At 62.1% G+C, this 25,291-nt stretch carries 22 protein-coding genes; 6 read left to right on the forward strand and 16 right to left on the reverse strand.

Annotated features, from left to right (window positions below; all coding sequences use genetic code 11):
* Positions 1 to 46: 46 nt before the first annotated feature.
* Positions 47 to 760, forward strand: coding sequence for a hypothetical protein (locus BMG03_RS12480; RefSeq protein WP_077701250.1), 714 nt, complete (start codon positions 47 to 49; stop codon positions 758 to 760).
* A gap of 75 nt (positions 761 to 835) precedes the next feature.
* Here BMG03_RS12480 and BMG03_RS12485 read toward each other — a convergent pair whose 3' ends face one another.
* The 3 genes from BMG03_RS12485 to BMG03_RS12495 are packed head-to-tail and all read right to left on the reverse strand — an operon-like array spanning position 836 to position 4,035.
* A complete protein-coding gene (locus BMG03_RS12485; protein ID WP_075775094.1) occupies positions 836 to 2,227 on the reverse strand; it encodes a peptidoglycan -binding protein in 1,392 nt (463 codons plus the stop codon).
* A 3-nt stretch (positions 2,228 to 2,230) separates the two neighbouring features.
* Positions 2,231 to 3,430 (reverse strand): SPX domain-containing protein, encoded by a 1,200-nt coding sequence (locus tag BMG03_RS12490; protein WP_075775095.1) that lies wholly within the window; start codon positions 3,428 to 3,430, stop codon positions 2,231 to 2,233.
* A gap of 56 nt (positions 3,431 to 3,486) precedes the next feature.
* A complete protein-coding gene (locus tag BMG03_RS12495; RefSeq protein ID WP_199224640.1) occupies positions 3,487 to 4,035 on the reverse strand; it encodes a gamma-glutamylcyclotransferase in 549 nt (182 codons plus the stop codon).
* A 47-nt stretch (positions 4,036 to 4,082) separates the two neighbouring features.
* On the opposite strand from BMG03_RS12495, the gene BMG03_RS12500 reads away from it, so the two are divergent.
* Positions 4,083 to 5,138 (forward strand): DUF2125 domain-containing protein, encoded by a 1,056-nt coding sequence (locus tag BMG03_RS12500; protein WP_075775096.1) that lies wholly within the window; start codon positions 4,083 to 4,085, stop codon positions 5,136 to 5,138.
* A gap of 46 nt (positions 5,139 to 5,184) precedes the next feature.
* Here BMG03_RS12500 and BMG03_RS12505 read toward each other — a convergent pair whose 3' ends face one another.
* The 3 genes from BMG03_RS12505 to rpsD all read right to left on the reverse strand — a co-directional run bounded on the left by BMG03_RS12505 (position 5,185) and on the right by rpsD (position 8,217).
* Positions 5,185 to 6,111 carry a prephenate/arogenate dehydrogenase family protein gene (locus tag BMG03_RS12505; RefSeq protein ID WP_075775097.1) on the reverse strand — a complete coding sequence of 309 codons (927 nt, stop codon included), beginning with the start codon at positions 6,109 to 6,111 and terminating at the stop codon, positions 5,185 to 5,187.
* Positions 6,108 to 7,208 carry a histidinol-phosphate transaminase gene (gene hisC / locus BMG03_RS12510; RefSeq protein ID WP_075775098.1) on the reverse strand — a complete coding sequence of 367 codons (1,101 nt, stop codon included), beginning with the start codon at positions 7,206 to 7,208 and terminating at the stop codon, positions 6,108 to 6,110. Before hisC ends, BMG03_RS12505 begins: the two co-directional genes overlap by 4 nt.
* A gap of 388 nt (positions 7,209 to 7,596) precedes the next feature.
* The gene (gene rpsD / locus BMG03_RS12515; protein WP_075775099.1) at positions 7,597 to 8,217 is read right to left on the reverse strand and encodes a 30S ribosomal protein S4; all 621 of its coding nucleotides are present in this window, start codon (positions 8,215 to 8,217) and stop codon (positions 7,597 to 7,599) included.
* Between the two features lie 496 nt (positions 8,218 to 8,713).
* On the opposite strand from rpsD, the gene BMG03_RS12520 reads away from it, so the two are divergent.
* Together BMG03_RS12520 and BMG03_RS20765 are read left to right on the forward strand one after the other, a co-directional pair.
* Entirely contained in the window at positions 8,714 to 9,895 is a 1,182-nt protein-coding gene (locus BMG03_RS12520; RefSeq protein WP_075775100.1) for a sugar ABC transporter substrate-binding protein, read from the forward strand.
* 6 nt (positions 9,896 to 9,901) lie between these two features.
* Positions 9,902 to 12,007, forward strand: coding sequence for an ATP-binding cassette domain-containing protein (locus tag BMG03_RS20765; RefSeq protein ID WP_088718414.1), 2,106 nt, complete (start codon positions 9,902 to 9,904; stop codon positions 12,005 to 12,007).
* 296 nt (positions 12,008 to 12,303) lie between these two features.
* On the opposite strand, the gene BMG03_RS12530 is transcribed toward BMG03_RS20765, so the two are convergent.
* The 3 genes from BMG03_RS12530 to BMG03_RS20770 form a co-directional block, all read right to left on the reverse strand.
* Positions 12,304 to 13,209, reverse strand: a complete 906-nt coding sequence (locus BMG03_RS12530) for a tyrosine-type recombinase/integrase (protein WP_075775101.1) — start codon at positions 13,207 to 13,209, stop codon at positions 12,304 to 12,306.
* Positions 13,202 to 13,582, reverse strand: a complete 381-nt coding sequence (locus BMG03_RS12535; protein ID WP_075775102.1) for a hypothetical protein — start codon at positions 13,580 to 13,582, stop codon at positions 13,202 to 13,204. The genes BMG03_RS12530 and BMG03_RS12535 overlap by 8 nt, the downstream gene beginning before the upstream one ends.
* Positions 13,583 to 14,551: 969 nt before the next feature.
* On the reverse strand, positions 14,552 to 14,734 hold the full coding sequence (locus tag BMG03_RS20770) for a hypothetical protein (protein WP_157771588.1): 183 nt from the start codon (positions 14,732 to 14,734) through the stop codon (positions 14,552 to 14,554).
* An 845-nt stretch (positions 14,735 to 15,579) separates the two neighbouring features.
* On the opposite strand from BMG03_RS20770, the gene BMG03_RS12540 reads away from it, so the two are divergent.
* A protein-coding gene (locus tag BMG03_RS12540) for an IS3 family transposase (protein ID WP_099049364.1) occupies positions 15,580 to 16,769 on the forward strand; the annotation gives its coding sequence in 2 pieces (ribosomal slippage) (positions 15,580 to 15,832 and positions 15,832 to 16,769; 1,191 coding nt in all).
* A 489-nt stretch (positions 16,770 to 17,258) separates the two neighbouring features.
* Here BMG03_RS12540 and BMG03_RS12545 read toward each other — a convergent pair.
* From BMG03_RS12545 to BMG03_RS12570, 6 genes are all read right to left on the reverse strand, one after another.
* Positions 17,259 to 17,534 carry a cupin domain-containing protein gene (locus BMG03_RS12545; RefSeq protein ID WP_244270946.1) on the reverse strand — a complete coding sequence of 92 codons (276 nt, stop codon included), beginning with the start codon at positions 17,532 to 17,534 and terminating at the stop codon, positions 17,259 to 17,261.
* Between the two features lie 150 nt (positions 17,535 to 17,684).
* On the reverse strand, positions 17,685 to 18,659 hold the full coding sequence (locus BMG03_RS12550) for a 5-oxoprolinase subunit C family protein (protein WP_075777479.1): 975 nt from the start codon (positions 18,657 to 18,659) through the stop codon (positions 17,685 to 17,687).
* On the reverse strand, positions 18,649 to 19,521 hold the full coding sequence (locus BMG03_RS12555) for a 5-oxoprolinase subunit B family protein (protein ID WP_075777478.1): 873 nt from the start codon (positions 19,519 to 19,521) through the stop codon (positions 18,649 to 18,651). Before BMG03_RS12555 ends, BMG03_RS12550 begins: the two co-directional genes overlap by 11 nt.
* The gene (locus tag BMG03_RS12560) at positions 19,518 to 20,915 is read right to left on the reverse strand and encodes an acetyl-CoA carboxylase biotin carboxylase subunit (protein ID WP_075777477.1); all 1,398 of its coding nucleotides are present in this window, start codon (positions 20,913 to 20,915) and stop codon (positions 19,518 to 19,520) included. The genes BMG03_RS12555 and BMG03_RS12560 overlap by 4 nt, the downstream gene beginning before the upstream one ends.
* Before the next feature lie 3 nt (positions 20,916 to 20,918).
* The gene (locus BMG03_RS12565) at positions 20,919 to 21,158 is read right to left on the reverse strand and encodes an acetyl-CoA carboxylase (RefSeq protein WP_075777476.1); all 240 of its coding nucleotides are present in this window, start codon (positions 21,156 to 21,158) and stop codon (positions 20,919 to 20,921) included.
* A 33-nt stretch (positions 21,159 to 21,191) separates the two neighbouring features.
* Positions 21,192 to 21,920, reverse strand: coding sequence for a LamB/YcsF family protein (locus BMG03_RS12570; RefSeq protein WP_075777475.1), 729 nt, complete (start codon positions 21,918 to 21,920; stop codon positions 21,192 to 21,194).
* 353 nt (positions 21,921 to 22,273) lie between these two features.
* Between BMG03_RS12570 and BMG03_RS12575 the strand changes: the two genes are divergently transcribed.
* Positions 22,274 to 23,254: a LysR family transcriptional regulator gene (locus tag BMG03_RS12575; RefSeq protein WP_244270947.1), complete on the forward strand. Its 981-nt coding sequence runs from the start codon at positions 22,274 to 22,276 to the stop codon at positions 23,252 to 23,254.
* 75 nt (positions 23,255 to 23,329) lie between these two features.
* Here the strand turns inward: BMG03_RS12575 and BMG03_RS12580 are convergent, their stop codons facing one another.
* Positions 23,330 to 25,291: a hydantoinase B/oxoprolinase family protein gene (locus tag BMG03_RS12580; RefSeq protein WP_075777474.1), complete on the reverse strand. Its 1,962-nt coding sequence runs from the start codon at positions 25,289 to 25,291 to the stop codon at positions 23,330 to 23,332.

Below are 25,291 nucleotides of genomic sequence, written 5' to 3' on the forward strand. Positions count from 1 at the left end.
ATTCCCGAAGAAAGATGACAGGGTAACGCAAAACTCCGGAGGACTCATGACACGCTTTCTCAGCATTCTCGCCCTCGTGGCGCTGCCCACCGTCAGCTACGCGCACGGGGATGGCAGCGCGGATGGGGACACGCATGACATGATGTCGGGCGATCACATGATGATGGACGATGCGGAGATGGGCGACCACGCGCATATGGGCGCCGACCAGGACATGCCCGCCCATGACGACCACATGATGCCGGACGAGGCCCATGCCGACGGGCAGATGCCCATGACCGCGCCCGAGCTGATGCCCGGGATGCAGGCAGCGGGCGCGATTACCGAGCCGGGTCAATCCGCTTTCGCGGCGATCCAGGAGATCGTGGCCCATCTGCTCGCCGATCCCGACACGGATTGGAACCGCGTCGATATCGAGGCGCTGCGCCAGCATCTGATCGACATGAACAATGTCACCCTGCACGCCAAGGTCAGCGAGAGCGACATCGAGGGCGGTGCGCGCTTCGAGGCGACCTCGGACGATCCTGCGGTTACCGCCTCCATCCGCGCAATGGTGCCCGCCCATGTCGCGACGAAGAACGGTATTCGGGGCTGGGAGATGAGAGCCGAGGAAATCCCCGGCGGCAGCGCGCTCACCGTGACCGGGGCGGATGCGCAGAAAATCCGCGCGCTCGGCTTCATCGGCATCCTGACGGTCGGCGCGCATCATCAGCCGCACCATTTGGCGATGGCGAAGGGCGAGATGACGCAGGGGCATTGACCCCTCTCAGGTGACACGGAACGCAAAAGGCTGCCGAGGCATCGCCCGGCAGCCTTTTCTTTTGTCCCTCGCGCCTCAGCGCTCGGTCAGCTTCAACTCGATCCGGCGGTTCTGGGCGCGCGCCTCGGGCGTGTCGGCGGTGTTCACCGGGTCGAACTGCGCGAACCCGGCAGCGGCGAGCCGATCCGGCGGGAAGCCGAGGCTGTCCACCATGTATTTCACCACCGAAAGCGCGCGTGCCTGACTCAGTTCCCAGTTATCCTTGAACTCGCCCTGCCCAGACAGCGGCGTGTCGTCGGTATGGCCGTCGACGCGGATGATCCACGGGATATCGCTCGGGATTTCCCCGCGCAGCTGATCGAGCAGCGCTGTGACCTGCTTGATCTGCGCGCGGCCCGCATCCGAGAGCGTGGCCGAAGCCGGCGCGAAGAGCACCTCGGAGGAGAAGACGAAGCGGTCGCCTTCCACCTTCACGCCCTGCTTGCCCTTCAGAAGCTGCGACAGCTTGCCGAAGAATTCCGAGCGGTAGTTCTGCAAATCCTTCGCCTTGGCCTCTGCCTCCTTGCGCAGTTTCTCCTGCAGATCGGCACGTTTCTTTTCCTCCGACGCCGCGCGGGCGAGCGCCGCGTTCAGCTGTTGTCCGAGGTTGTCGAGCTGCACCTTGGCCTCGGCATCCTTCTGCTGCGCCTCGTCGAGCACATTCTGAAGCTGCGCAAGCTGGCTGCGCAAAGCCGCGACCTGCTGATTGAGCAGCGCCACCTTCTTCTGCGCGCCCTCCGAGATCGCCTGCTGATCGGCCAGCGCCTTCTGCGCGGTGGCCTTCAGCGCGGCCTGCTTCTCGGCCTCCGAGAGCTGTTTGCCCAGCTGCCTTTCCAGATCGGCCTTCGCGGTCTGCGCGGCGGCGAGCTTGGTCAACGTGTCCTCGGCTTTCTTGCGTGCCTCTTCGAGTTGCAGCGTCATCGCCGCGACCTCGTCGCCCGATTTCGTCAGCTTGTCGCGCAGATCGGCGATGGTTTCCTTGCTCAGCCGGATCTCGTCGGCCTTGGCGCTCGCATCCTGCTGGGCGGCGTTGCGCTCGCCCACGAGTTGCGCGACGCGGGCCTCGAATTCTGTAATCTTCTGTTTCGCATCCGCCAGCGCGGCCTTCCGGTCATCGAGCTGCGAGGTCAGCGTGGCGATCAGCGAATCCTGCTGATCGGCCTTGTCCTTCGCGTTCTCCAGCTCGCCCGTCAGTTGCTGCGTCTTCGTCTGTTGCAGCGACAGCGCCTTGGCGAGGTTCGAGACCTGCTCGTTGAGCTGGATCAGCTCGCCTTCCTTGGTGCTCAGCGTGTCGCGCAGAACCGATTGCACGATCATGAAGATCGACAGCACGAACATCAGGACCAGAAGAAGCGCCGTCATCGCATCGACGAAACCCGGCCAGATGTTGGTCGAGAACCGATTGCCGCCGCGCCGTGCCAGAGCCATAAATTACTCCTCGCGATGCGGTTTGTAGCCGAGGATCGCCCGGGTGAGACCTGCGAAATCATGGCGCAGCTCGGCCATGCTTTCCTGCCGCCCGGCGCTGACTTCCTCTAGCATCCGCATCATCTGCTGATCGATCGAGCGCAGCCGCATCCGGGTCTCCATCAGCGCCTCTGCCTCGGGGGCCCCTTCGGCCGTGCGCTGCGCGAGATGATCGAGCGCGCCGATCAGCCGCTCCTGCCCCTCCGCCATCTGCTGCAGCGCGCCTTGCTGGCGGTTGCGCGCATCCATCTCCGCCGAGAGCCGTTCCGACAGGTCGTGGATCGCGTTCGACAGATGCGCGATGCGCGCCTCGGTCTGCACGCGTCCGGCATCGGAGCGCACGAACAGCGTCTGGATCTGGTCCATCTGCTCGGACATGTGATCGAGGACGCCCGCCACCATAGAGCTTTCGCCATCGCCCCCTTCAAGCGCGGTGAAGGACAGCCGCGTGATCGAAGAAATCCATTCCTCCAGCTCGCGGTAGAAGCGATTCTGACCGTGGCTCGCGAACAGTTCCAGCAAGCCGATCACCAGCGAGCCCGCAAGACCCAGAAGCGACGAGGAGAACGCCGTGCCCATGCCGCCCAGCTGCGCTTCGAGCCCCGTCATCAGATTGTCGAACACGCCGATCGCGCTCTCGCCTTCCTTCGGTGCGAGCGCGCGGATCGTCTCCACCACGGCAGGGACGGTGGTTGCGAGGCCGTAGAACGTCCCCAGAAGGCCGAGGAAGATCAGCAGGCCCGCGATGTAACGGGTGATGTCGCGCGCCTCGTCGATCCGGGTCGCGACGGATTCGAGGATCGAGCGGCCGGAGGAGGACGACACCGCGCGGCGCGCCTCGCGCGAGCCCAGAAGGGCTGCGAGCGGCGCCAGCATCGACGGCGCGCGCACCTGCGGACGGCCCGGACGATCGGCGGCGAAGCTCTCGATCCAGTTCACCGCCTTGACCAGCTGCACCACCTGCCAGAAGCAGGCGAGGATGCCGAAGACGAAGACCGCGAGGATCACCCCGTTCAGCCAGGGATTGGCGAGGAAAATCGGGAAGATGCGCGAATAGGCGAAGTAGCCTCCCGCAGCGACCAAGCCGAGCACCAGAAGCATCAGGATCACCTGACGCACGGGTTGTGAGAATTGCGGCTCCAGCCGGATCGGCTCTTGCATCATTGCCCCTCTTGCCTGTTTGCGCAGAGCCTAGCGACGGCGCAGCCCTTCGCCAAGGCCTATCGCGACAAGACACGCAGCCGTGCCACCAATGCATCAAGATGGGGGTCGGGAATGCCCAATTCGTGAAGATGCTGGGCAGTATTGAACAGATAATCACGGTTCGGACCGCGCCCGCCGGTGGCAGAGGCGATGATCCGGGCCTGCTCGTCATCGCTGAGGCCTCCGCAATATTGGTCGTGATGGCGGTCGATCACGTAGGTCACGGCGCGCACGCGCCGCCCGTCATCCAGATCGACATCAATTTCTCGTTCCAGATAGGCCGCGGTCACCAGCTCGCGCTCGCGCAGGTAGGTCATGACCTCGTCTTCCTGTCCGGGCTTCACCGCGAAGGCGAGCCCCGCGCAGGCGCCCTGCCCCTCGTCGAGCGCCAGCACCAGTCCCGGCGCCTCGGGCGTGCCGCGATGCACCAGCGAGCGCATGCAGAAGCTGCGCTCCCAACCCGGCGCGCGGGCAAGCATCCGTTCGTCGAAATCGAAGCCGGGGTTCCAGATCAGCGAGCCGTAGCCGAAGACCCAGATCCTGTTGTCGTCGCTCTGGTCCTGCATGGGCTCAGGGCTTACATGGGGTTCACCCGTTTTGCAAAGAGGCTACGATGCGCAAACTGATCATTCTGGTGCTGGTCGCGACGCTGGCCTATTGCGGCTACTGGTTCTACGGCGCGCACAAGATCGAGAACGGCGCGCGCGACATGCTCGCACAGGCCCGGCAGGAAGGCTGGGGCGATGCGCAATCGGTCTCGCTGGCGGGCTTCCCCTCGCGCTTCGATCTGACCTTCGACAAGCCGGAACTGAAGGATCGGGGCGGCCTGTGGCGCTGGAGCGCCCCCTTCGCGCAAATCTTCGCGCTGGGATATGAGCCCAACAAGGTGATCGCCTACCTGCCGTCGGGCCAGATGCTGCATCTGGGCGACAAGACCTATCGCCTGACGCAAGACGACATGCGCGCCTCGATGACGGTGGGCTATTCGACCGCGCTGCCGCTGGAAAACGCGGTCGCCGTGGTGGCGTCCCCCGCGCTGACGCCCCAGGGGGCCGCCAAGCCGGAGCTTTCGGCCGATCAGCTGCGCCTCGCCATCGCGCGCAAGGACAAGGCGCAGGGCGCGATCGGCGCCTCGGCCCAAGCCGCCGATCTGGTGATGCCCGCCGCCGCCTATCGTCTGGGCGCGGAAGCCAAGAAACTGAAACTGCCGGCCGATCTGCTCGAGCGGATCGACCCGAAGGGCACGCTGCCCGACACGATCACGCGCCTCCATTTCGACGCGCTCATGGGCACGCGGGAGCCGATCGACCAAAGCGCGCTCGAGGCAGGACTGCCGGGTCTGATGACCTTCGCGATCTCGGACCTGTCGCTGAGCTGGGGCGATAACGACGTCTCGGTCGAGGGCAACCTGACCGTCGATCCCTCTGGCTATCCAGACGGCACGCTGACGATCCGCTCTGCCTCGTGGCGCAACTGGGTCGGCATCGCGCAGGGCATGGGGCTGATCGGAAAGGACGAGGTGAAACTCGTCACCGGGATAGGCGCAATGCTGGCCGCGAAGAACCCCGATGGCGCGCTGGAAGTGCCGCTGATTTTCAAGGACGGGCAGATGAGCCTCGGTCCGGTGCCGCTGGGCCCCGCACCGCAACTGGTCGCGCAACGGCAGTGAAACACGGGGCGGGCAGCAGGGCGCGGACCGCCTGCCCGCGTGCGCCTTACGCGTCTTTCTTCGGCGCGCCGCGGCCGAAATCGGGCGCATCCGTATCCTGACCCGCCTCGATGATGCCGCGACGGATCGCGCGCGTGCGCGTGAAATAGTCGTGCAGCATGTCGCCATCGCCCATGCGGATCGCGCGTTGCAGCATGAACAGCTCCTCGGTGAAGCGGCCGAGGATGTCGAGCGTCGCTTCCTTGTTGGTCAGGAAGACGTCGCGCCACATCGTAGGGTCCGAGGCCGCGATCCGGGTGAAATCGCGAAAACCCGTGGCGGAATATTTGATGACTTCCTCGTGGGTTACACGACGAAGATGATCCGCCACGCCCACCATCGTGTAGGCGATCAGGTGCGGCGTGTGCGACACGACCGAGAGCACGAGATCATGGTGATCGGGCGCCATCTCGTCGGTATTGGCACCCATCGCCTCGACCAGCGTTTTCAACCGGGTCAGCGCCTCGGAGTCGGTGTCTTCGATCGGCGTGAACAGCCACCAGCGATTGGCGAACAGCGTGGCAAAGCCCGAGCGCGGGCCGGATTGCTCGGTCCCCGCCAGCGGGTGGCCGGGGATGAAATGCACACCGTCGGGCATATGCGGGCCGACCGCGTCGATCACCGCGCGCTTGACCGAGCCCACATCGGTGACGGTCGCGCCGGGGGCGAGATGCGTGGCGATCTCTTCGGCGATCTTGTCCATCGCACCGACCGGCACGCAGAGCACAACCAGATCGGCGCCCGCGACCGCCTCGGCGGCGGTCTCGTAGACGGCATCGACCAGCCCGATCTCCAGCGCGGTGTCACGCGTCTCGGCAGAGCGCGCGTGACCGACGATCTCGCCCGCCAGACCCTTCTCACGCATCGCATGGGCCATCGACGAGGCGATCAGGCCGAGCCCGATCAGCGCGACCCGCTGGTAGAGTTGGCTCATCTGGGCACCTCGATCCCGCCTGCCTTGAAGACGCCGATCAGATGCGCGACGCGGCGACACGAGGGTTCGTCGCCCACGGTGATGCGCAGGCAGTTGGGCAGGTTATAGCCGGCGACCCGGCGCACGATGATGCCTTCGGATTTCAGGTAGGTATCACAATCGGCCGCTTCCTGCTCGGAAGCCAGACGCGCAAGGATGAAGTTCGCCGTGGAAGTATCTGACGGAACGCCTTTTTCCGCCAACGCCTCTGCGAGCCATGCGCGCAGGCGCGTGTTGTCATCGCGGCATTTCGTGACCCAGTCCTGATCGCGCACGGCGGCCTCTGCGGTCTCCTGCTGCGCGGTCGAGAGGTTGAACGGACCACGGATACGGTTGAGCACGTCGATCACTTCGCGCGACCCGTAGCCCCAGCCGACGCGCAGCCCGCCGAGACCGTAAATCTTCGAGAAGGTCCGCGTCATGAAGACGTTGGGCAGGCGTGTCGCCAGCTCCGCCCCGCCGTCATAGCCTTCGACATATTCCGCATAAGCGCCGTCGATCACCAGCAGCGCGCCTTTCGGCAGGCCCGCGGCCAGCCGCTCCAGCTCCGCCAGCTGGATCATCGTGCCGGTCGGGTTGTTCGGATTGGCGAGGAAGACGAGCTTGGTCTTCTTGGTGCAGGCGCTCAGGATCGCATCGACATCGGTCGTGCGGTCGCGCTCTTTCACCTCGATCGGCGTGCCGCCCGCGGCCATGGTCGAGATGCGATACATCAGGAAGCCGTGCTCGGTGAAAATCACCTCGTCGCGCGCGCCGACATAGGCCTGGCACAGGAAGTGGATGATCTCGTCCGAGCCCACCCCGCAGATGATCCGGTCGGGATCGAGCTTGTGCACGTCACCGATGGCCGTGCGCAGCTTGCCGTGGTCGGTCGAGGGGTAACGATGCATCGAATGGGCGCATTTCGCGAACGCGTCCTTGGCCTTGTCCGAGGGGCCGAACGGGTTCTCGTTCGAGCTGAGCTTCACGGCATCGGTGCGCCCCGCCACATGGGAGGCGCCGCCCTGATAGAGCTCGATGTCCATAATACCGGGCTGGGGGCGAATATGCGTGGTCATTGTGCACTCCTGAATCGTGGCCCGAGTTCTATCCGCCATGGCGCGACAGGGCTAGTGAGAAGATCACCCGCATAGCAGACGCGGCAGGGATGCAACGGATGTCATAGCACGTCGATGAGAGATGTATTGCCCACGGGTGCCGGAGGGCAGCGCCCGACCGCCGGGTGGGCGCGCTTCATTCAGCGGTTGCCCCTTCATCTCACCACATCCGCACGACCTCGCCGCGCGCGATGAGGCCGAAGAGCGCCCGCCCGAGGGGGGCGGCCGGGCGCTGCCCGGGCCGCTGCGCGGCTGTTCCGGGCAAAAGCCCCCCTCGCCCATCGCCCAAAAGAAAAAGGCCGCGCCCCGGGGGCACGGCCTTTCCAAATGATCGGCGAAGACTGAGAGATCAGTTCTTCGCGTAGAATTCGACCACGAGATTCGGCTCCATCTGAACCGCGAAGGGCACGTCGGACAGGGCCGGGGTGCGCACAAATTTGGCGGTCAGTTTGTTGTGGTCGGCTTCGATGTAATCCGGAACGTCACGCTCGGGCGACTGAACGGCTTCGAGAACCAGAGCCATCTGCTTGGACTTCTCGCGGACTTCCACCACGTCGCCTTCTTTCAGACGGTACGAGGGAATGTTCACTTTCTTGCCGTTCACGAGCACGTGGCCGTGGTTCACGAACTGGCGTGCCGCGAAGACGGTCGGGACGAACTTGGCGCGGTAGACCAGCGCGTCGAGGCGGCGCTCGAGCAGACCGATCAGGTTTTCACCGGTGTCGCCCTTCACACGCTCGGCTTCGGCGTAGATGCGGCGGAACTGCTTCTCGGTCAGGTCGCCGTAATGGCCCTTGAGCTTCTGCTTGGCGCGGAGCTGGATACCGAAGTCGGACAGTTTGCCCTTGCGGCGCTGACCGTGCTGGCCGGGGCCGTATTCACGACGGTTGACGGGCGACTTGGCGCGGCCCCAGATGTTCTCGCCCATGCGGCGGTCGATTTTGTACTTGGCAGACGTGCGTTTGGTCACGGCTGATCTCCTTCTTTAGCGTTTCGAAGGGCGTTGTCCTCCTCCGGGCCTTGCGGCGACCGGCGACAGGTTTCCTCTTGCGAGGTCCACCAACACCAATGAATAACCCCGGCAACTCGCGTTACCGGGATGGCGGGCTTATACATCGGCGCGCGCGGGTGTCAACCACTCCGGGCGAGACGTCCGGGGAACGCGAACGATCCGGCCCGCCAGACTGCCTCTCTGCCCACCTCTCCGCCCACGAGGCGGCCACCTGCCCGCCCCAGCAAATTTCCCATCAGGCTCCCGACGCTGCGTTCCGTCACGGTTTCGTGAGTAAATTTTGGCTTTCGCCCCCTGTTCAGAGCAACAATTCGCTCCATGATGGCGCTAACGGGGCGCGTGCCGGATGCGCGTCCCGGCGTTGTCCTGCCGGAGGTCGGCACGGGCGGCGCGCGGGAGTGAGGCGTTGCCCGCTCCACCGGGAGGAACCCCATCCGGCCTTAGGAGGATTACAATGAAAAACATTCGTCGCTCGACGTGCGGAACCGCCGCGCGTCTCGCCGGAACCAGCGTTCTCGCGCTCGGCCTGATTGCAGGTGCCGCGCAGGCCCAGAACATCACCGCCGACAGCTTCGGCGCCGACTTCTCGGCCATGAGCCAACTCAAGGACATCGCGTCCAAGGGCAAAGGCAAGGTCGGCGTGCTGCTGCCCGACACCGCCAGCTCCGCCCGCTACACCTCTTTCGACGAGCCCTACCTGAAGAAAGCCTTCGAAGCGGCGGGCCTGTCCTCGGACGACCTGATCATCACCAACGCGCAAGGCTCGGAAGCCGACCAGCTCACGCAGGCGCAGACCGATATCAGCCAGGGCGCGACGGTTCTGCTGATCGACCCGATCTCCTCGGGCGGCGGTGCCGCTGTCGAGAAATACGCGAAAGAGCACGGCGTCGCGGTCATCGACTATGACCGGATCACGCTTGGCGGTTCGCGCGACTACTATATCAGCTTCGACAACGAATATGTCGGCGAGCTGATCGGCAAGGGCATGGAACAGTGCCTGAGCGATTGGAACATCGAGAAGCCGAATATCCTCGTGATGGCGGGCTCCCCCGATGACAACAACGCCACGCTGTTCAAGCAGGGCTACATGAAGGTGCTTCAGCCGAAATTCGACGACGGCAGCTACACCAATGCGGGCGAGCCCGCGGGCACCTGGGACCCGTCTGTCGCACGGACCACCTTCGAGCAGCAGTTCACCGCGCATCAGGACATGAACGCCGTCGTCACCCCGAATGACGACAACGCCAACGCGGTCATCTCCTATCTCAAGACGCTGAACGTGCCGGCGAAAGCCTTCCCGACCACCGGTCAGGACGCGACCGTCACCGGCCTGCAGAACGTGCTCACCGGCTACCAGTGCGGCACCGTCTACAAGCCGATCTATCTCGAAGCCCAGGCGGCCGCCGCACTCGCGCTCTACATGCGCGCCGGTGAAAACCCGCCCGACGGTCTCGTCAACGGCAAGGTCAATGACAGCCAGGGCGGCATGGACGTGCCCTCGATCCTGCTCAAGCCGATCTGGGTCACCCCGGAGAACATGGCCGACACCGTCGTGAAAGACGGCTTCGTCGACACCTCCAAGCTCTGTGCGGGCGACGCGGCTGACGCGTGCAAATCCGCTGGCATCGGGAACTGATAGCTGATGATGGACACGGGCAACGGCACCGGGTCCCAAGCGGAGGATCGCGACGCGATCCTCCGCATTCGGGGTCTGGAAAAGAGTTTCGGCGCAGTGCAGGCGCTCAGCGGGGTCGATTTCGACGTGCGCCCCGGCGAGGTGACGGCACTGGTCGGTGACAATGGCGCGGGCAAATCCGTGCTGACGAAAACCATCGCCGGCATCCATGAAGCCGATGGCGGCGTAATCGAGTGGGAAGGCAACGAGGTCCGCGTCCGCTCGCCGCGCGACAGTGCGGAGCTGGGCATCGAGGTCGTCTATCAGGACCTCGCGCTGTGCGACAATCTCGACGTCGTGCAGAACATGTTCCTCGGTCGCGAGATCCTGACCAACGGGATGCTCGACGAGGACGCGATGGAGCGCGCCGCAGCAGAGACGCTGCAAGGCTTGCGCGTGACCACGCTGCGCTCGATCCGCGCGCCGGTCTCGGCGCTCTCGGGCGGTCAGCGGCAATCGATCGCGGTCGCCAAGGCCGTGATGTGGAATTCCAAACTGGTGATCCTCGACGAGCCCACGGCGGCGCTCGGCGTGGCCCAGACCGGTCAGGTGTTGCAACTCGTGCGTCGCCTCGCCGATCAGGGCCTCGCGGTGGTGATGATCTCGCACAACCTCAACGACGTCTTCGCAGTTTCCGACCGGATCGCGATCCTCCGTCTGGGCGAGATGGTGAGCCAGGGCCCGATCGAGGAATACGACACCCAGCGCGTGGTCGAGCTGATGACCACGGGCAAATCCGACCATGTGGTCGAGCCGGGCGCGATGCGCGCCGCCGCCTCGATCGCGGCAGAGAACGCCAAGGACGTCGCGGCGCAACGCGAGGCATCGGGCGAAAGCGGCCCCTCTGCCGTGGTGGGCGCCACGACCGAGGATCAGAGCTTCTCGAGCTACCTCTCGCGCACCTGGGCGAAGATCAAGGCAGGCGAAAGCGGCGTGCTCCCGGTGCTTCTGGGCTTCGTGCTGATCTCGCTGATCTTCCAGCTGCAGAACCCGAAATTCCTCTCGCCGGGGAACATCGTGAACCTGCTCGTCCAGGGCTCGGTCTTCATGATGATCGGGATGGGACAGGTTTTTGTCCTCTTGCTGGGCGAGATCGACCTTTCGCTCGGCTTCGTGGCCGGGATCGGGGCGACAGTGGCGACACTGCTGGTGGCACCGGGCTCCGACTGGCCCTGGTGGGCGGCGGTTCTGGCAGGTCTGGCGGTGCCGGCGGTTCTGGGCATCTTCCAGGGCTCGCTGATCACGCGCCTGAAACTGCCCTCTTTCGTCGTCACGCTGGCGGGCCTTCTGGGCTTCAACGGTCTGATGATCCAACTGCTGGGCGCCGGGGGGACGATCCCTGTGGCGAGTGACACGATCAACAACTTCGCCAATGGCACGCTGAGCCCGCTGATGGGCTGGCTGATGACCGGCGTCGTGGTTCTCGTCTTCGCGATCCTCACCTTCAGCAAGGATGCGAAACGTCGCAAGAGCGGCCTCGTCGCTCCGCCGATGGGCCTCACCATCGCGAAGATCGCCGCGGCCGTGATCGCGGGTATCGTGCTGGTGACCATCTCGAACATGAACCGCGGCGTCGCGCGCTTCCCGCTCTCGGGGATGCCGTGGGTGATCCCGATCGTCTTCGCGGTGCTGCTGGCATGGTCCTTCCTGCTGGGACGGCTGAAATTCGGCCGCTATGTCCTCGCAATCGGCGGCAATGCCGAGGCTGCGCGCCGGGCGGGCATCAACCTGCGCCTGATCCGGACCGCAGCCTTTACGCTGGCCGCGACGACGGCGGGTCTGGGCGGCATCATCTACGCCTCGCGCCTGCGCTCGATCTCCACCAGCTTCGACGGCGGCACGATCGTGCTCTATGTCGTCGCGACCGCGGTGATCGGGGGCACCTCGCTGTTCGGCGGGCGCGGCCATCCGATCCACGCGATCCTTGGTGGCGTCGTGATCGCGGCGATCGTCAACGGCATGGCGCTTCTGGGTCTGCCGGCGGCGGTGCAGCTGATGGCGACGGCGGCGGTGCTGCTCGCGTCGATCACGGTCGACGTGGTGGTGCGCCGGCGCGGCGAGACGACGCGCTAGAGCCAACCACGAGCCAAGACAATGTAACGCGCGCGAGCCCTCTCGCGCGCGTTTTTCATGAGGGCCAGCGCCCTGCCCGACGCCGAGCCGCGCGCCCCACCGGCGCCCGTTCGGCCCCACACGAGAGAAATCGCAAACCACCAGAAATTCCGTCGAAAAACCGCTTGTCTCCCCCCGAGACGATCCCTATACGGGTCCGCGGAGACGTGGCCGAGTGGTCGAAGGCGCTCCCCTGCTAAGGGAGCGACGCATACGGGAAAAGGCTCTATAATCAGAGCCATAGAACCTTTCCCCTTTCAGTTGTCCAAATCATTCCCAAAGTCCCAGCCGTAGGATTTCAGTCGCATCGGTAGATCCGAAGGCGCCAGCTTGGTGTAGCGGAGTGCCGTGTCATGCTTTGCCCAACCTCCGCGGCTCATCAGAAGCTTCATGTCTTTCGTAGCGGCATACGTCCATGTGGCGAACGAATGTCGCAAAGAATGGGGTGTGCATGCCTCCGGGAGGCCGGCTGCCTCTCGCAGTTTCTTGAACTCGCGTCGGATCTGACCGCCACCCTTGTAGCGGAGCGTAAAAGGTTTACCCTCGCGATTGAGGATGATCGGCCCTTTATCCGGCAACGCTTCCATGTGGTCGATTGCCTTCGAGGGGAGATAGACGAGGCGCGTGCTTGCCTGAGTCTTTCCGGCACCCTCCACCTCGCCACGGACCAAGCATTCACGCGTGTTCCAGTTGATGTCTTCAGCAGCCAGAACGAAGCTCTCGCCTGTCCGGCAGCCAGTGCCGAGCAGAAACGCGATGGCAGTGCGGATTCGCCTCTGTGGATCGTCAACGCCATAGCGTTCAGGTGTGCTGGCAACACGCAGAAGATCTTCTGCCTGCTCCGGGGTAAGCCAGAACATCCGACGCGTGTCACAACCCTTCTCGCGCCGCGTTTTCGTCAGGTACTTGTCAAGAGACCGCAAGGGTCCGAGGAAATTGCGCTGGATCGTGCTCTTCACGCAGCCAGGATGGAGCTCTGCAATTGCTCGGGCACGCCACGCTGGGTCGAGAGTCTGACGAAACGTGATCGAGGGCCCGGCGTATTCGAGCAACCTGTCCCAAGGGCGCGGATCCTCAGTGATCTCTTTGAATTCGGTCCCCACGCAGAAGAACGGCTCGTCTCTACGGTCGTCGCCAAAGAATCCGTGAGAAAAATCAAACATCCCGACCTCCCTTCCGCTTCTTTCGCAACTCGGCCACGAAACGTTCGTATTCCGCAGTAACGGCGCTGTTCGGCGAGTTCTTCCGCTGACGGGAACTGTTCGCCGCGCTCTGGCGACGTAGAGCCCTGATCATCGCGATGTTTTCGCGATAGAATAGGTTCTTTCGGCCATGTTTCTCGACGATGCCTTTTGCGTGTGCGTATCGCGCAAGAGTTTTGAACAGCTCACGGCGAGAGATGCCCAGCTCATCTGCGGCTCCCGTGGTCGTCAACGGATACTTGGGGGGCTCCTGGGTTAGAGCATTTCGTTGTCCGGGTGGATAGAAGTTGCCGGACGAAGCCCCGGCGATGAGTTCGAGGTGGTCGTATACCATGGAAAAGTCCCTTTGTTGCGATTGGAGTGACAAAAGGAGCCCCTACCACTCGTCCCTGTAAAGGCGGCACGATAACGATTTTTGAACGACCAAGATCACCATTGATGAACACAAAGTTCGAGCACCGACCTTTTGAAGGGGCTTCAGCGTTCAAGCAGAAGCGCATGCGCAATCTGTCGCTCCAACGGTGCTTTTAGGGCCTTCGGACGGCGCCACCAAGAACCCGTTGTTCGTGACGCCGGGACGGAAAAAACGACCAGGTAATTCGGTCTGCAGGCCCGCCCTCGAAGAGAGACCATCCTTGGAGTGCTTGAGGAACCGATGGTAGCGAGACGCAATATTGGTAAGCCGCCGGCGAGGGGCATATTCTCAGGGCATCACGGGCGCCGATTTTCTGCCCGACATCCACCGAAAACCCCTCCATAAAATCTATGATGGATTGTATTTAGAAATGCTGATGTGCTGCATGGAGTATATGACACATGACGGTGGTTTGATGAAGTTTTTTCCGACTTTGGGCTTTATGCTGAGTCTATCAACAATGTGGAAATTTCCGACCGCAAGCCGTCTCGCCCTCATACAGCTCCGAACAAGCCGGTTTGATGATCGATGATCTGCCAATGACAGCTCGCAATCTCAGCGTCTGCGCTGACGGAGGGCGTTCTGCACGATGCAAACACACGATACCGCGATCCTTTTTTGATGATCTTCGAAAAGAGCGCCAGCAGGAATTGGAAATCTACACCCTCGTGTCCAGTCTCTAAGAAAATGATCCCACGCTCCAACAAAATTCCGTGCGGGTGCGGAAAAAACATCCTATTAATTCGAGCGCATGCAGGGACGCCATGCAGCCAACCTTCGGAGGATTAAACGTTTGGCTGCGTTTCCAATGCCTCAACGCGGGGACTGAGTGAAACAGCCGTGCGGTAGCCCCTTTGGGCGGGCTTTCTCCCTTGCAACTCTCGAAATTCATTCAAATGTGCAGCAGTGATTTTCCGATACGTCAGGCGCACTTTTCCTACGAACGCTGTAGGGGTGTTCTTGTCCTTTATGACGCAGCTTCTGGACTCGCTGGCCGACGGTCGAGGATGTTGCAAAGCCCGTCCGGAGAGTTGGCGCCAGAGAGAAAAGAAAATCCGTGATCTTCGCCATGTCTGTGGCCTCCTCCCCCGGAGAAAAGACCCGCACGAGACACGGACGGCCAAGGCTGAGCGGTTACTCCTTGCGAATTGCCCACTCGGGTGAAAGTTGCCGTACTTCGACTACCACAATCGCCCGTCTCGAAGAGATCATTGCGAGCGCAGCCGACGGAAAAAAGCGATCCTGAACAGACCACGCCGAAGGCCCTCCAAGACGCCGAAAGCACCAGCCACTTACCCCTGCTGTCGGCGGCCGATTGGTCCGCATGATGCAACGCGCATTTTTCATCAGCCGTTGCATCTTCGAGAAAAAGCCGGAGGGTAGCCTCCTCGACGTCAAGTGTTTTTTTCAGTGGCCGCCAGTTTCTTCGGCGTCACGCCCGTAGCCAACGCAGGAAGTGAAATCCTGGTCCGAGGATACCCCTTCGCTTTTTCCGTGTGTGTTACGGTTAAATGTGGTTGCGCGCTGAGCGCGTTTCCCAGTGAGAGGTCCAGTTTGCGCGAATTTTTCCGGAGGGGCGATCCGTGGATCGTCGACCCAGTAAATCTTCAAAAAAGTGGAGATTTTCTCGTAAAATCCTCTCCTCTATGCGACCGACAGATTTGCACTCCGGTGCACTTGCATGCGCACTCGTTGGGCGGAAGCGACTTTCCCTATTTACCCCCTTTGGGCGAGCGCCAAAGTCGGCCGGGATGATTTGGGGGCGCGCAGATTGTTGCATAATTGCAATACGTCAAGAGAAATATGAAACCGCCATCATGCGCCAGACGGGTCTGAATGCGGCGAAGAGGTCTTGACCTGCCACGGGATTTTTCCTCCACCATCGATTAGAGTCCGACCCAACTTGAGGACGGACAATGAAGCGAACGAGATTCACGGACGAGCAGATCATCGGCATCCTGGCCGAACACGAGGCAGGCGCGAAGTGCGCGGACTTGTGCCGCAAGCACGGCATGTCGGAAGGGACCTTCTATAACTGGAAGGCGAAGTTCGGCGGCATGACGGTGCCGGAGGCAAAGCGGCTGAAGACGCTCGAAGACGAGAACGCCAAGCTGAAGAAGCTGCTGGCCGAGCAGATGCTGGACCTGGCGGCGATGAAGGAACTGGTTTCAAAAAAGTGGTAACGCCTGCCTTGAAGCGCGAGGCGGTCGCGCATCTGAAGGCCCAGTTCGGGCTCTCGGAACGGCGGGCGTGCCGGATTGCCGGGGCGGATCGCAAGATGGTCCGCTACCAGACGCAGCGTGCGCCGGACACGGTGCTGCGCGGGCGGTTGCGGGAGCTGGCCAACGAGCGTCGGCGGTTCGGCTATCGGCGGCTCTTCGTGCTGCTGCGGCGCGAGGGAGAAGCCTCGGGGATCAACCGGATCTACCGGCTCTACCGCGAAGAAGGCCTGACGGTGCGCAAACGAAAGGCACGGCGCAAGGCTGTCGGGACGCGAGCCCCGATCCTGGTCGAGGCGCGGCCCAATGCGCGATGGTCGTTGGATTTCGTTCACGACCAGTTCGCCAACGGTCAGCGTTTCCGGGTGCTCAACGTGGTCGACGATGTCACCCGGGAGTGCCTCGCGGCGATCCCGGACACCTCGATCTCGGGGCGCCGTGTGGCTCGTGAACTGACTGCCCTGATCGAGCGCCGCGGAAAGCCGGGGATGATCGTCTCTGACAACGGCACCGAACTGACCAGTAACGCAATCTTAACCTTCGCTACCGCGCACCGGATCGAGTGGCACTACATCGCCCCGGGCAAGCCGATGCAGAACGGCTTCGTGGAGAGCTTCAACGGGCGGATGCGGGACGAGCTGCTCAACGAGACCATGTTCCGAAACCTGGCCCACGCGCGGATCGTGATCGCCGCCTGGGCTGCCAACTACAATACCGAACGCCCGCACTCGGCCTTGGACTACCAGACACCGGCTGACTACGCGCGGGCCCTGACCTCCGCAATCGCCCGCCCCGCTGCGCGAGATGATAGCTCCGCGCGTCGGGCGATTGCTCAACCTGCGCCGATCGGCGTAAACACCAACCGGGCTCCGGTCGCGGCTGGATGAAAGTTCAGTGGCAGGTCAGTCTCTGTCTTAGAATCGCGGAGTTGCAGAACGGGCTCCGCGCTCCAGTCTTCACCCGTCATTGGCAGCATCAAGCAAGATGGCGTCTCCCGGCTGAGCACTCTGTTGGCTGGTATGTTCCATTGCGCCGAGCAATGGTAAACTGCACGTATACCTTGCCGAGTGTGGTTGATCGATGCAGGTGGCATGAGGGTGCCTGACATTGGCCTGTAGTGGTCAAGATCGGCCATTTCACTCTCTTGAGGCGGGCAGCCTGGCAAATGCTCGCATTCAAGTTGAATAGCCCCGGAATTCATGGACGCCTTCTTTGCTAATTTTGAAGCAAGGAGGCTATGATAGGCAGCACCAAGCTCAGCAATAGCTTCAAGCGAATGCCATCGCGCAGAGCAGCTCATCCCGTTAGCTCAGTCAAAAAAAGCGCGGCACCAGCGGGGGTGCCGCACAGGTTTATAGCGCGCTGAGCGGCAGGGATCAGCTGCCGCCGCCGTCCAAGAATTCAATCTCGATGAAGGCGAACTCGAACGCATTGTAATTCACCACGTCATGCCGCACACCCTTCTCGCGAAAATAGGGAACACCCTTGCGCAACTCCGCGAACCGGGTTTGCCCGCCCGGTTCGCGTAATTCGAGCTGCCCGTCGGCAAGCGGTACCACAACATAGTCATGCTCGTGCCGATGCCAGCCAGTATTGTCCCCCTTGGCAGGGAAGCGCCATTCTGTAACGCGGGTGCGGGCGTTCTCGATCAAGACGCTTCCCACGGCGCTGCCCGCGCTTTTGTCAGCTTCACACATGACGACCTCTCAGCGCCGTGTCCGCGACCGGCAGGATACTCTCGGCCGGCATAGGCCTTCTGCTTGCCATGTTGGTCATACTTTTTTCCCTTGCTTTGTTCCGGGTCAGCCGACTGCCTCGCGGATGGCGGCAATGAGCGCCTTGCGTTCCTTCCGCGCGGCAAGCGCGGCCTCCATGTCCACCTTCACGAATTGCGTCGTCGTGTTCGGCTGCAGTTGTCCAATCAAGTCCATGTCGGCCGAGATCACCGTGCCCAACATGAAATAGCCCCCGCCCGACACTGCATCGCGGTGCAATACGATGGGCTCCTGCCCGCTGGGCACCTGGACCGAGCCGTAGGGATAGCAGGCATCGGTTATGTTGGACGGGTCCGACCCTGCGCTGAACGGCTGTTCGCGAGGCACGAAGTCCAGCGGTCGCCCACCCTGGAAGCGATATCCCATCCGGTCTGCCTCATTCGCCACTTTCCAGATGTCTTCGAAGAAACGGCGTTGCGACTCTTCAGTGATCCGGTGCCAGTAGAGACCCGGGAGCACCCGAAGCTTCGCCGTTGCGCCGGGCAGGCGCCGGTAATCTTCGGGAACCGAAGTACCGGGGCGGGCCTTGCCGCTGGCCTTCCCCAGGGGGAGCGAGTCGCCCGGCTGAACCGCGCGACCATCCACACCGCCAAGCGCCCCGATGGGATAGGTGGCGCGGCTACCCAGATGTGGCGGTGTGTCGATCCCGCCTGAGATGGCGATATAGGCCCGCGCCCCCGCCTTAAGGAAATCGAAAGACAGCACCTGCCCTTTCTTCACGGAAAGCGCGGTCCAGGTCGGCTGTTGCTCGCCGTCGATACGGGGCGGCAGCTCAGCGCCACAAACGGCGACGGTCGCGTCCTCGGTGAATTCCAACTCCGGCCCGACGAATACGGATTCGAGCCCGGCGGCGTCTTCGGGGTTGCCCACCAGCAGGTTTGCCGTGCGCATTGCCAAGCGATCCATTGCCCCGCCCATCGGAATGCCGAGATGGTAATAACCGGGCCGGCCCAAATCTTGAATCGTGGTCATGATGCCGGAGGAGATGACGTTAATCGGCATAGAGGGCCTCCATCAGCTTGGCGTTGGTGCCGTCCATGTCGGCATTGAAATCGTCGAGCGAAAAGACCACGTCCTTCGTTCGCGGCTCGAACCGCCCAGCCTGGACATCTGCGTTAATCGAGTCGTACTCTTCGCGATTGATGGGCCGCCATTTTACGATGTCGCCAGGTTTGAAGAACACCATGAAGTCCCGCAGGTAAGGTGCTTCCTGCTTGGGGTCGTAAATGGTCATCGGCGTGATGCCGAACATCTGGTAACCGCCAGCGCCGCGCACGGAATAGATGCAGGAAAACGAGCCGCCATATCCAACAGTCTGTTTCGGCGTATCGGTGCGGGGCCGCAGATATTTCGGCACCTGAATCTGCCGCGAGCGATCGACCATCTGGTACAGAAAAGGAAGCCCCGAGACGAAACCCACCATCGAGACAAACCACGGCGCACTGTGATGCGCCTTGATGAACGCTTCTACGCTGTCGAAACCGTTGATGCGCGCGGCGTAGTCAAGATCCGTCCCGTTGGGGTCCTGGTGACGCTCTCGGAACCGCATCAGGGTCTCGTGTGTCCAGGGATCCTGGTAATAGACGGGAACTTCGACGATGCGGGTGTCGAGCTTGGCCTCCTTTTTCTCGGCGGTCTGCTCCATCTCTTTGAGCATATCCATCATTTTCTGTGGATGGATCTTGTCGGGGTCGAACTTGATTTGAAACGAGGCGTTAGCCGGGCAGATCTCGATCACGCCGTCGATATTAGCCTCTCGCACGGCGTTGGTCATCGCCAATGACGTGAAGAACGCCTCGAGCGACATTTCCTCGTCAACCTCGACGAAGACATGCTCATCGCCTCCGAATGTGTATCGGCTCATGTCGTTGTCTCTCCCTGCTTGGTGAGTGTATCGGCGGCATGTTCCAGCCAGAGCTCCAGCCAACGGGTGTGCACCGCGTTGGATTGCACATCCCGATCCTGCGCAAGCGCCGCGAAGAGTGGGGCGGTGGTGGGCAGCCCGTCGATCTCCAGATTGCCGAGAGCCCCCTCGAGGCGAGCGATCGCCCCCGCACGGTCCGGGGCCCAGACTATTAGCTTGCCTAAGAGCGAGTCGTAGAAGGGCGGAATCGCATAGCCCTCATAGAGCATGTGGTCGAAGCGAATACCCTCGCCCTTGGGCAGCTTCAGCCGGCTCACCACCCCTGGAAACGGCATGAAAGCATTGGCCGGGTCTTCGGCGTTCAGGCGCACTTCGATGGCGTGCCCCTCCCGGGCGATATCGGCCTGCGTCAGTCCCAGCGGGGAACCTGCGCAGACCCGGATCATAGCGGCCACGAGATCGGTGTCGCAGATCATCTCGGTCACCGGATGCTCGACCTGGATGCGCGTATTCATCTCGATGAAATGAAACGCACCCGTCAGATCATCGAAAAGGAATTCCACCGTCCCTGCGCCGCGATATCGCACCGAACGGGCCAGCGCGACGGCCGCGTCGCACAAGCGCTTGCGCGTATCGTCATTCAGCGCGGCCGAGGGCGCCTCTTCCCATACCTTCTGCCGCCGGCGCTGAAGTGAACATTCGCGGTCGTAGAAATGCACGACATCGTGGCCGTCGCCCAGCACTTGAACCTCTATGTGTCGGGCGCGTTCGATGACCTTCTCGACGTAGATACCGCCGTCGCCGAAGGCCGATTTTGCTTCGTTCGCGGCTTGAGGCGCGAGTTTGCGGAAGGTCTCGGCGTCGTCGGCGATACGAATGCCTCGGCCGCCGCCGCCAGCCGTCGCCTTGATCATTACGGGGAACCCAACTGCCTCGGCCAGCTCCAGCGCAGCATCCATGTCGGCAATCACGCCGTCGCTGCCGGGAACGGTGGGCACACCGACCTTGCGCGCCTGTTCCCGAGCCGCGGCCTTGTCGCCCATCAGCCGGATTGTGTCCCCGGACGGACCCACGAATATCAGGCCCGCGGCCTCAACCGCATCTGCAAAGTCGGCGCTTTCCGACAGAAAGCCATAGCCGGGATGGATGGCGTCAGCGCCGCTTTCCTTCGCGGCGGCCAGGATCGCGTCAGTATCCAGATAGGATTTCGCTGCCGCTGGCGGGCCGATTACCTTGACCTCGTCAGCGAGCCGGGCCGCAAGGCTGTCAATGTCGGCTTCGCTGACGACCTGCACGACCTGCAGACCCAGCTCCTTCGCCGCGCGGTTCACCCGGCAGGCAATCTCGCCCCGGTTGGCAATCAGGATCGTCTTAATCGGAAGATCTTCTGCCATGCGTCAATCCAGTTCGGCGATGGTCAGGCCTGCGGTGATGGGCTCGCCATCATCGACAGGGAAAGATGTGATCGTCCCCTCGGCATCGGCCTTGATCTCGTGAAAGGTCTTCATCACCTCGACCAGCGCGATGGTGTCGCCCTTTGTGACCTTGTCGCCCGGCTCCTTGAAGGGCGGCTCGTTCGGCGAGGGCTTGCGATAGAAGGTTCCCGGGATCGGGCTCTTGATTTCGTGTTTCGCCATGTCGTCTCTCCTGTTCTTGTTGGTTGCGACCGATCAGGCCGTTTTGAGTTGCCCCAGCGCTTCGTGCACCGCGCGGGCGATCTCGACCGAATTCGGCGTGTCCGAATGAATGCAAATAGTCTCGGCTTTCACCGGCAGCGTCTTGCCACCCACGGTCGTCAGAGTGCGGTCGCGCACCGCCGCTACAACTCGGCTGGCAGCAAGGTCGGGAGACACCGCTTCGTGCTCACGGGTGATGATGAGCCGCCCCTCGTCATCATAATCGAGATCGGCAAAGAACTCCGGCAGGAAGGTAACGCCGCGCTCGGTATAGACCTTTTCATGCAGAGTGCCGGAAAGTCCCGTAACCGGAACCCCGTAGACGAGCGCCGCGTCGGCCACCGCTTCGGCGATATGCGGCTCGCGCGCCGCCATTCCGTAAAGCGCGCCATGGGGCTTGATATGGCTAAGCGCGACATCCGCCTGCTTTAGGAACGCACTGAGCGCCCCGATTTGGTAAAGGATTATGTTCGCCATTTCCTCGCGCTCGATTTTCATCTCGCGCCGGCCAAAACCGGGCAGATCGGGCAATGAGACATGGGCGCCCACCTTTACCCCGTGGGTCTTGGCCAATGCCACCGTCTGGTGCATGTGGCCTGGGTCGGAGGCATGAAACCCGCAGGCCACGTTCGCCTGCGTGATATGGGGCATGATCTCTGCGTCATTGCCCATCCGGTAAAGGCCGAAACTCTCGCCCATGTCACAGTTGATCTCCGCCCGCATGGGCTCTCCTCCTTCATTCCTGCAATCGTACCAGCCGAAGTGGCGTAAGGCGTCTACCGGCCTGGACCGGCATACATCCCCGCGCTCCCGCCGATGATAGCGCCCCTCCTCGGTCGCAGCGGCATGTCACCAAGTATTCCGCTCGAACCTTGCGGCGCCTCGCTGGAAAGTTTAGAGGCCAAGAATAGAATTTGTAAAATACGAATATCAATGCCCATTTATTAGTTTATTTGATACCACAGCACCCATCGCCTGGCGCGCGCCGGTCCAGACCATGGCGGTACATTACTGGCCACTTAGCTAATTTTATTCAATATATTCTTTGTCTTGCCTTGCCGCCCCGCTCCGAAGCATTGCTTGCAGCGCGCCAGCGCAGTGGTTACTTTGAGGAGTTGAAATTCGAAAACAAAAAAGAAGATATTCAAAAAATGAAAGAGCCGTCGCTTCGCCAGATCCGCTACTTCACGGCCGTGGCCAATGCCGGGCAGGTTTCGCGCGCGGCCAAAGTGCTCAATGTCTCGCAATCAGCCCTTACCAACGCGGTGAAACAGCTCGAGGACATTGTGGGCGTTTCTCTTTTCAAGCGTCATGGCGGAGGTGTCACACTGACATACGAAGGCAACATTTTCCTCGATCATGCACTACGGGTCCTGGCGGTGGTAGACGAGGCCGTGCGTTCGCCCAGCCGCAAGCGCGACGATGTCAACGGGCGCCTGCGCCTTGCGATGACCTATACCGTCGCGGGCTATTACATCCCGCCGCATATCGAGCGCTTCCAGCGCGCCTTCCCCGGTGTACAGCTCGAACTGACCGAAGCGCCTCGTGACAGAATCGAGGACGGCCTCGCCTCGGGCAGCTTCGACCTTGCGGTGATGCTGACCTCGAACATCATCGACCAGGAAGGGCTCGAATTCGAAACCCTCATGCAGTCGCGCCGCCGCCTATGGCTGGCGTCGCGCCACCCTCTGCTGTCGCAGAATAACGTCACGCTGGCCGATGTAGCACGCGAACCCTACATCATGCTGACGGTGGACGAGGCCAGCAATACTGCACAGCGATACTGGAACCAGACCGCCTATCGGCCGAACACTGTCTTCAGAACCTCATCGGTCGAGGCTGTTCGCTCATTCGTCGCCGGCGGCATGGGCGTGACGATCCTGTCAGACATGGTCTATCGCCCGTGGTCCCTCGACGGCCGCAGGGTCGAGGTTATCTCCTTGGCCGACAAGGTGCCGACGATGGATGTGGGCCTGGCGTGGCCCGCCAACGTGCCGCTGGGCAGCGCCGCGTCGGCGTTCCGCGAATTCATGCATCTTGGCGACGAAGCCTCGTGACCCGCGCCACCTCCAGCGCCACCGGCATCGACGGGCTGGCGGCGCTGGGGGGCGTCTGCTCCGTGAGCCAGAGCATCACTCCCAATGCGCAACGGTGCGTCGTTCGAATGTCTCGCGGAACTGTGCCGTCGTCTTAGGCAGCAACTCCCCCGTTTCCCATTCCAGGATCACGGCATAGCGGCGCACCGCGTCGAGCATGTCGATCTCGCCCGCATTGTAGAGCGCAGCGACCTTTTCTGGGTCCATCCGCGCCCATTGCACACGTTCGGCTCGGATTTCAGCGCGAAGCCGGTCGGTGGCCCTCTCGTCGACCTCATACTCGCCGAGGTCGGCATCGATCTGTTTGAGAACGACGCCGTAGTCCCGTGCCGCCCTCTCGATCGAAACATAGTCGTCGATCACGTCGTCACGCACCTTTTCGGGTGCGCGCTCCAGCGGATCGCCGAAGCCGCCGCCGCCGGCCGTGGGGCGTGCGAATTCGTCGCCCGGATGAACCGGGTAATCCGAAAAGACCGAACCGAGCCATTTCCGTTCGCTTTCGCCGTTGCGCCTGATGGTCAGGCCATGAGGCATCGACGGTAGACCGCCTTCGACCCCCCAGACGACAGCGCGTTCACGGTCGCAGATATAGGACATCACCGCATCCTCGCTATCGAGAAGGATCGAAGTTTTCTGCACACCTGCCCCTCCACGCCACTTTCCCGGGCCCGCACTGTCCCGCAGGATCTGGAATTCTGTCGTGCGCGTAGGATTGACCCGCTCGTTCCCCTCGTTGGGCTGCGACATCAGCCCGGTTCCGAAACACGCCGTCGTCACGTCCGAGCCGTCCTTGCCATTGCGCCCTCCCCAGCCGCCGGGCAGCCATTCATAGAACATGAACATCGGCTTTTCAGGGGAGCGAAGATCGCGCCCCCCCGCCAGCAGATATTCCAGGTTGAACGCACAGGCGATAGCGCGTTCGGGCATGATTTGGGACCACATTTCAAAGATGGCGTTCATGATCTTCTCGAAAGGCATGAGAAAGCCAGTCACCGCGACAGGCCATTGAGCACTTACGACACTGTTTTCGGGCGCCGAGATGTCGATCATCCGGTAGAACCCACTGTTCAGCGGCAGGTCAGGAAAAAAAGTCTTCATCCCTGCTACCACGGCCGAGAACGTTGCGCCGGGGGCAGAGTTGTAGATCGACGCGATGGTGGTGTGACTTCCGGTGAAGTCATAGTGGATACGATCGCCCTTGATCGTCATCTTGATATGGATCGGTATCATGCCTTCGCCTTGGCCGGGATCGCGGTCGATGAAATCAACCGTTTCCCACGTGCCGTCGGGCAGGGCCGCGATCCGTTGACGGACGGCGCGCTCGACGTAATCCTGAACCTCGTTCATGCCTTGGAGAACCTGACGGCGCCCGTATTTTTGCACCAGCCGCAGGACTTCGCGCTCAGCCACTTGGGTGGCTTGTGCCTGCGAGTGAATATCGCCGATAATCGAGTTTGGGTCACGCGAGTTTGCGGCGATCAGCCCGGCCACATCTTTGCAGAATTCGCCGCCGCGGAAAAGGCGCACGGGCGTGATCCGGACCGCTTCGCGAAACATGTCGCGAGCAGTGACATCGAAGGATCCGGGCACTGAACCGCCAAGATCCGACCAATGCCCGTTGGACTGCGAGAAACCGATCAAGGTGTCATCGTCGAAGATGGGGCGCACGAGGCGCACATCGCTGAAATGCGTGCCGCCGGCATAGGGATCGTTGATTGCATAGACATCACCGGGCATCATTTCACCGTCGAAGGCACGGATCACGTCTTTGCAGGTGAAATGCAGGGTGCCGACATGCACAGCGATGTCCTGGTTGCCCTGCGCGACGGAATTTCCCTCGGCGTCATGGAGGCCGTTCGAAAAGTCCCGGTTATAGATCACAAAGGAATAACATGTGCGCAGCATCTGCTCGGCCATTTGATCGACCGAGGTGATGAAGGAGTTTTTCAGAACCTCGAAGGTCACTGGGTCAAGTTGTTCATTGAGCATTTTGTCCAT

It is taken from the genome of Thioclava nitratireducens, from assembly GCF_001940525.2.
Classification (GTDB): domain Bacteria; phylum Pseudomonadota; class Alphaproteobacteria; order Rhodobacterales; family Rhodobacteraceae; genus Thioclava; species Thioclava nitratireducens.

Excerpts from the sequence above, each read along its gene's own strand:
- BMG03_RS12520 (WP_075775100.1), top strand. The coding sequence starts at position 8,714 with ATGAAAAACATTCGTCGCTCGACGTGCGGAACCGCCGCGCGTCTCGCC.
- BMG03_RS12550 (WP_075777479.1), bottom strand. The coding sequence starts at position 18,659 with ATGCCGATTAACGTCATCTCCTCCGGCATCATGACCACGATTCAAGAT.
- BMG03_RS12495 (WP_199224640.1), bottom strand. The coding sequence starts at position 4,035 with ATGCAGGACCAGAGCGACGACAACAGGATCTGGGTCTTCGGCTACGGC.
- BMG03_RS12580 (WP_075777474.1), bottom strand. The coding sequence starts at position 25,291 with ATGGACAAAATGCTCAATGAACAACTTGACCCAGTGACCTTCGAGGTT.
- BMG03_RS12485 (WP_075775094.1), bottom strand. The coding sequence starts at position 2,227 with ATGGCTCTGGCACGGCGCGGCGGCAATCGGTTCTCGACCAACATCTGG.
- BMG03_RS12560 (WP_075777477.1), bottom strand. The coding sequence starts at position 20,915 with ATGGCAGAAGATCTTCCGATTAAGACGATCCTGATTGCCAACCGGGGC.
- BMG03_RS12570 (WP_075777475.1), bottom strand. The coding sequence starts at position 21,920 with ATGCGGGCGGAGATCAACTGTGACATGGGCGAGAGTTTCGGCCTTTAC.
- hisC (WP_075775098.1), bottom strand. The coding sequence starts at position 7,208 with ATGACCACGCATATTCGCCCCCAGCCCGGTATTATGGACATCGAGCTC.
- BMG03_RS12490 (WP_075775095.1), bottom strand. The coding sequence starts at position 3,430 with ATGATGCAAGAGCCGATCCGGCTGGAGCCGCAATTCTCACAACCCGTG.
- BMG03_RS20765 (WP_088718414.1), top strand. The coding sequence starts at position 9,902 with ATGATGGACACGGGCAACGGCACCGGGTCCCAAGCGGAGGATCGCGAC.
- BMG03_RS20770 (WP_157771588.1), bottom strand. The coding sequence starts at position 14,734 with ATGGCGAAGATCACGGATTTTCTTTTCTCTCTGGCGCCAACTCTCCGG.
- BMG03_RS12480 (WP_077701250.1), top strand. The coding sequence starts at position 47 with ATGACACGCTTTCTCAGCATTCTCGCCCTCGTGGCGCTGCCCACCGTC.
- BMG03_RS12500 (WP_075775096.1), top strand. The coding sequence starts at position 4,083 with ATGCGCAAACTGATCATTCTGGTGCTGGTCGCGACGCTGGCCTATTGC.
- BMG03_RS12505 (WP_075775097.1), bottom strand. The coding sequence starts at position 6,111 with ATGAGCCAACTCTACCAGCGGGTCGCGCTGATCGGGCTCGGCCTGATC.
- BMG03_RS12565 (WP_075777476.1), bottom strand. The coding sequence starts at position 21,158 with ATGGCGAAACACGAAATCAAGAGCCCGATCCCGGGAACCTTCTATCGC.
- BMG03_RS12535 (WP_075775102.1), bottom strand. The coding sequence starts at position 13,582 with ATGGTATACGACCACCTCGAACTCATCGCCGGGGCTTCGTCCGGCAAC.
- BMG03_RS12530 (WP_075775101.1), bottom strand. The coding sequence starts at position 13,209 with ATGTTTGATTTTTCTCACGGATTCTTTGGCGACGACCGTAGAGACGAG.
- BMG03_RS12555 (WP_075777478.1), bottom strand. The coding sequence starts at position 19,521 with ATGAGCCGATACACATTCGGAGGCGATGAGCATGTCTTCGTCGAGGTT.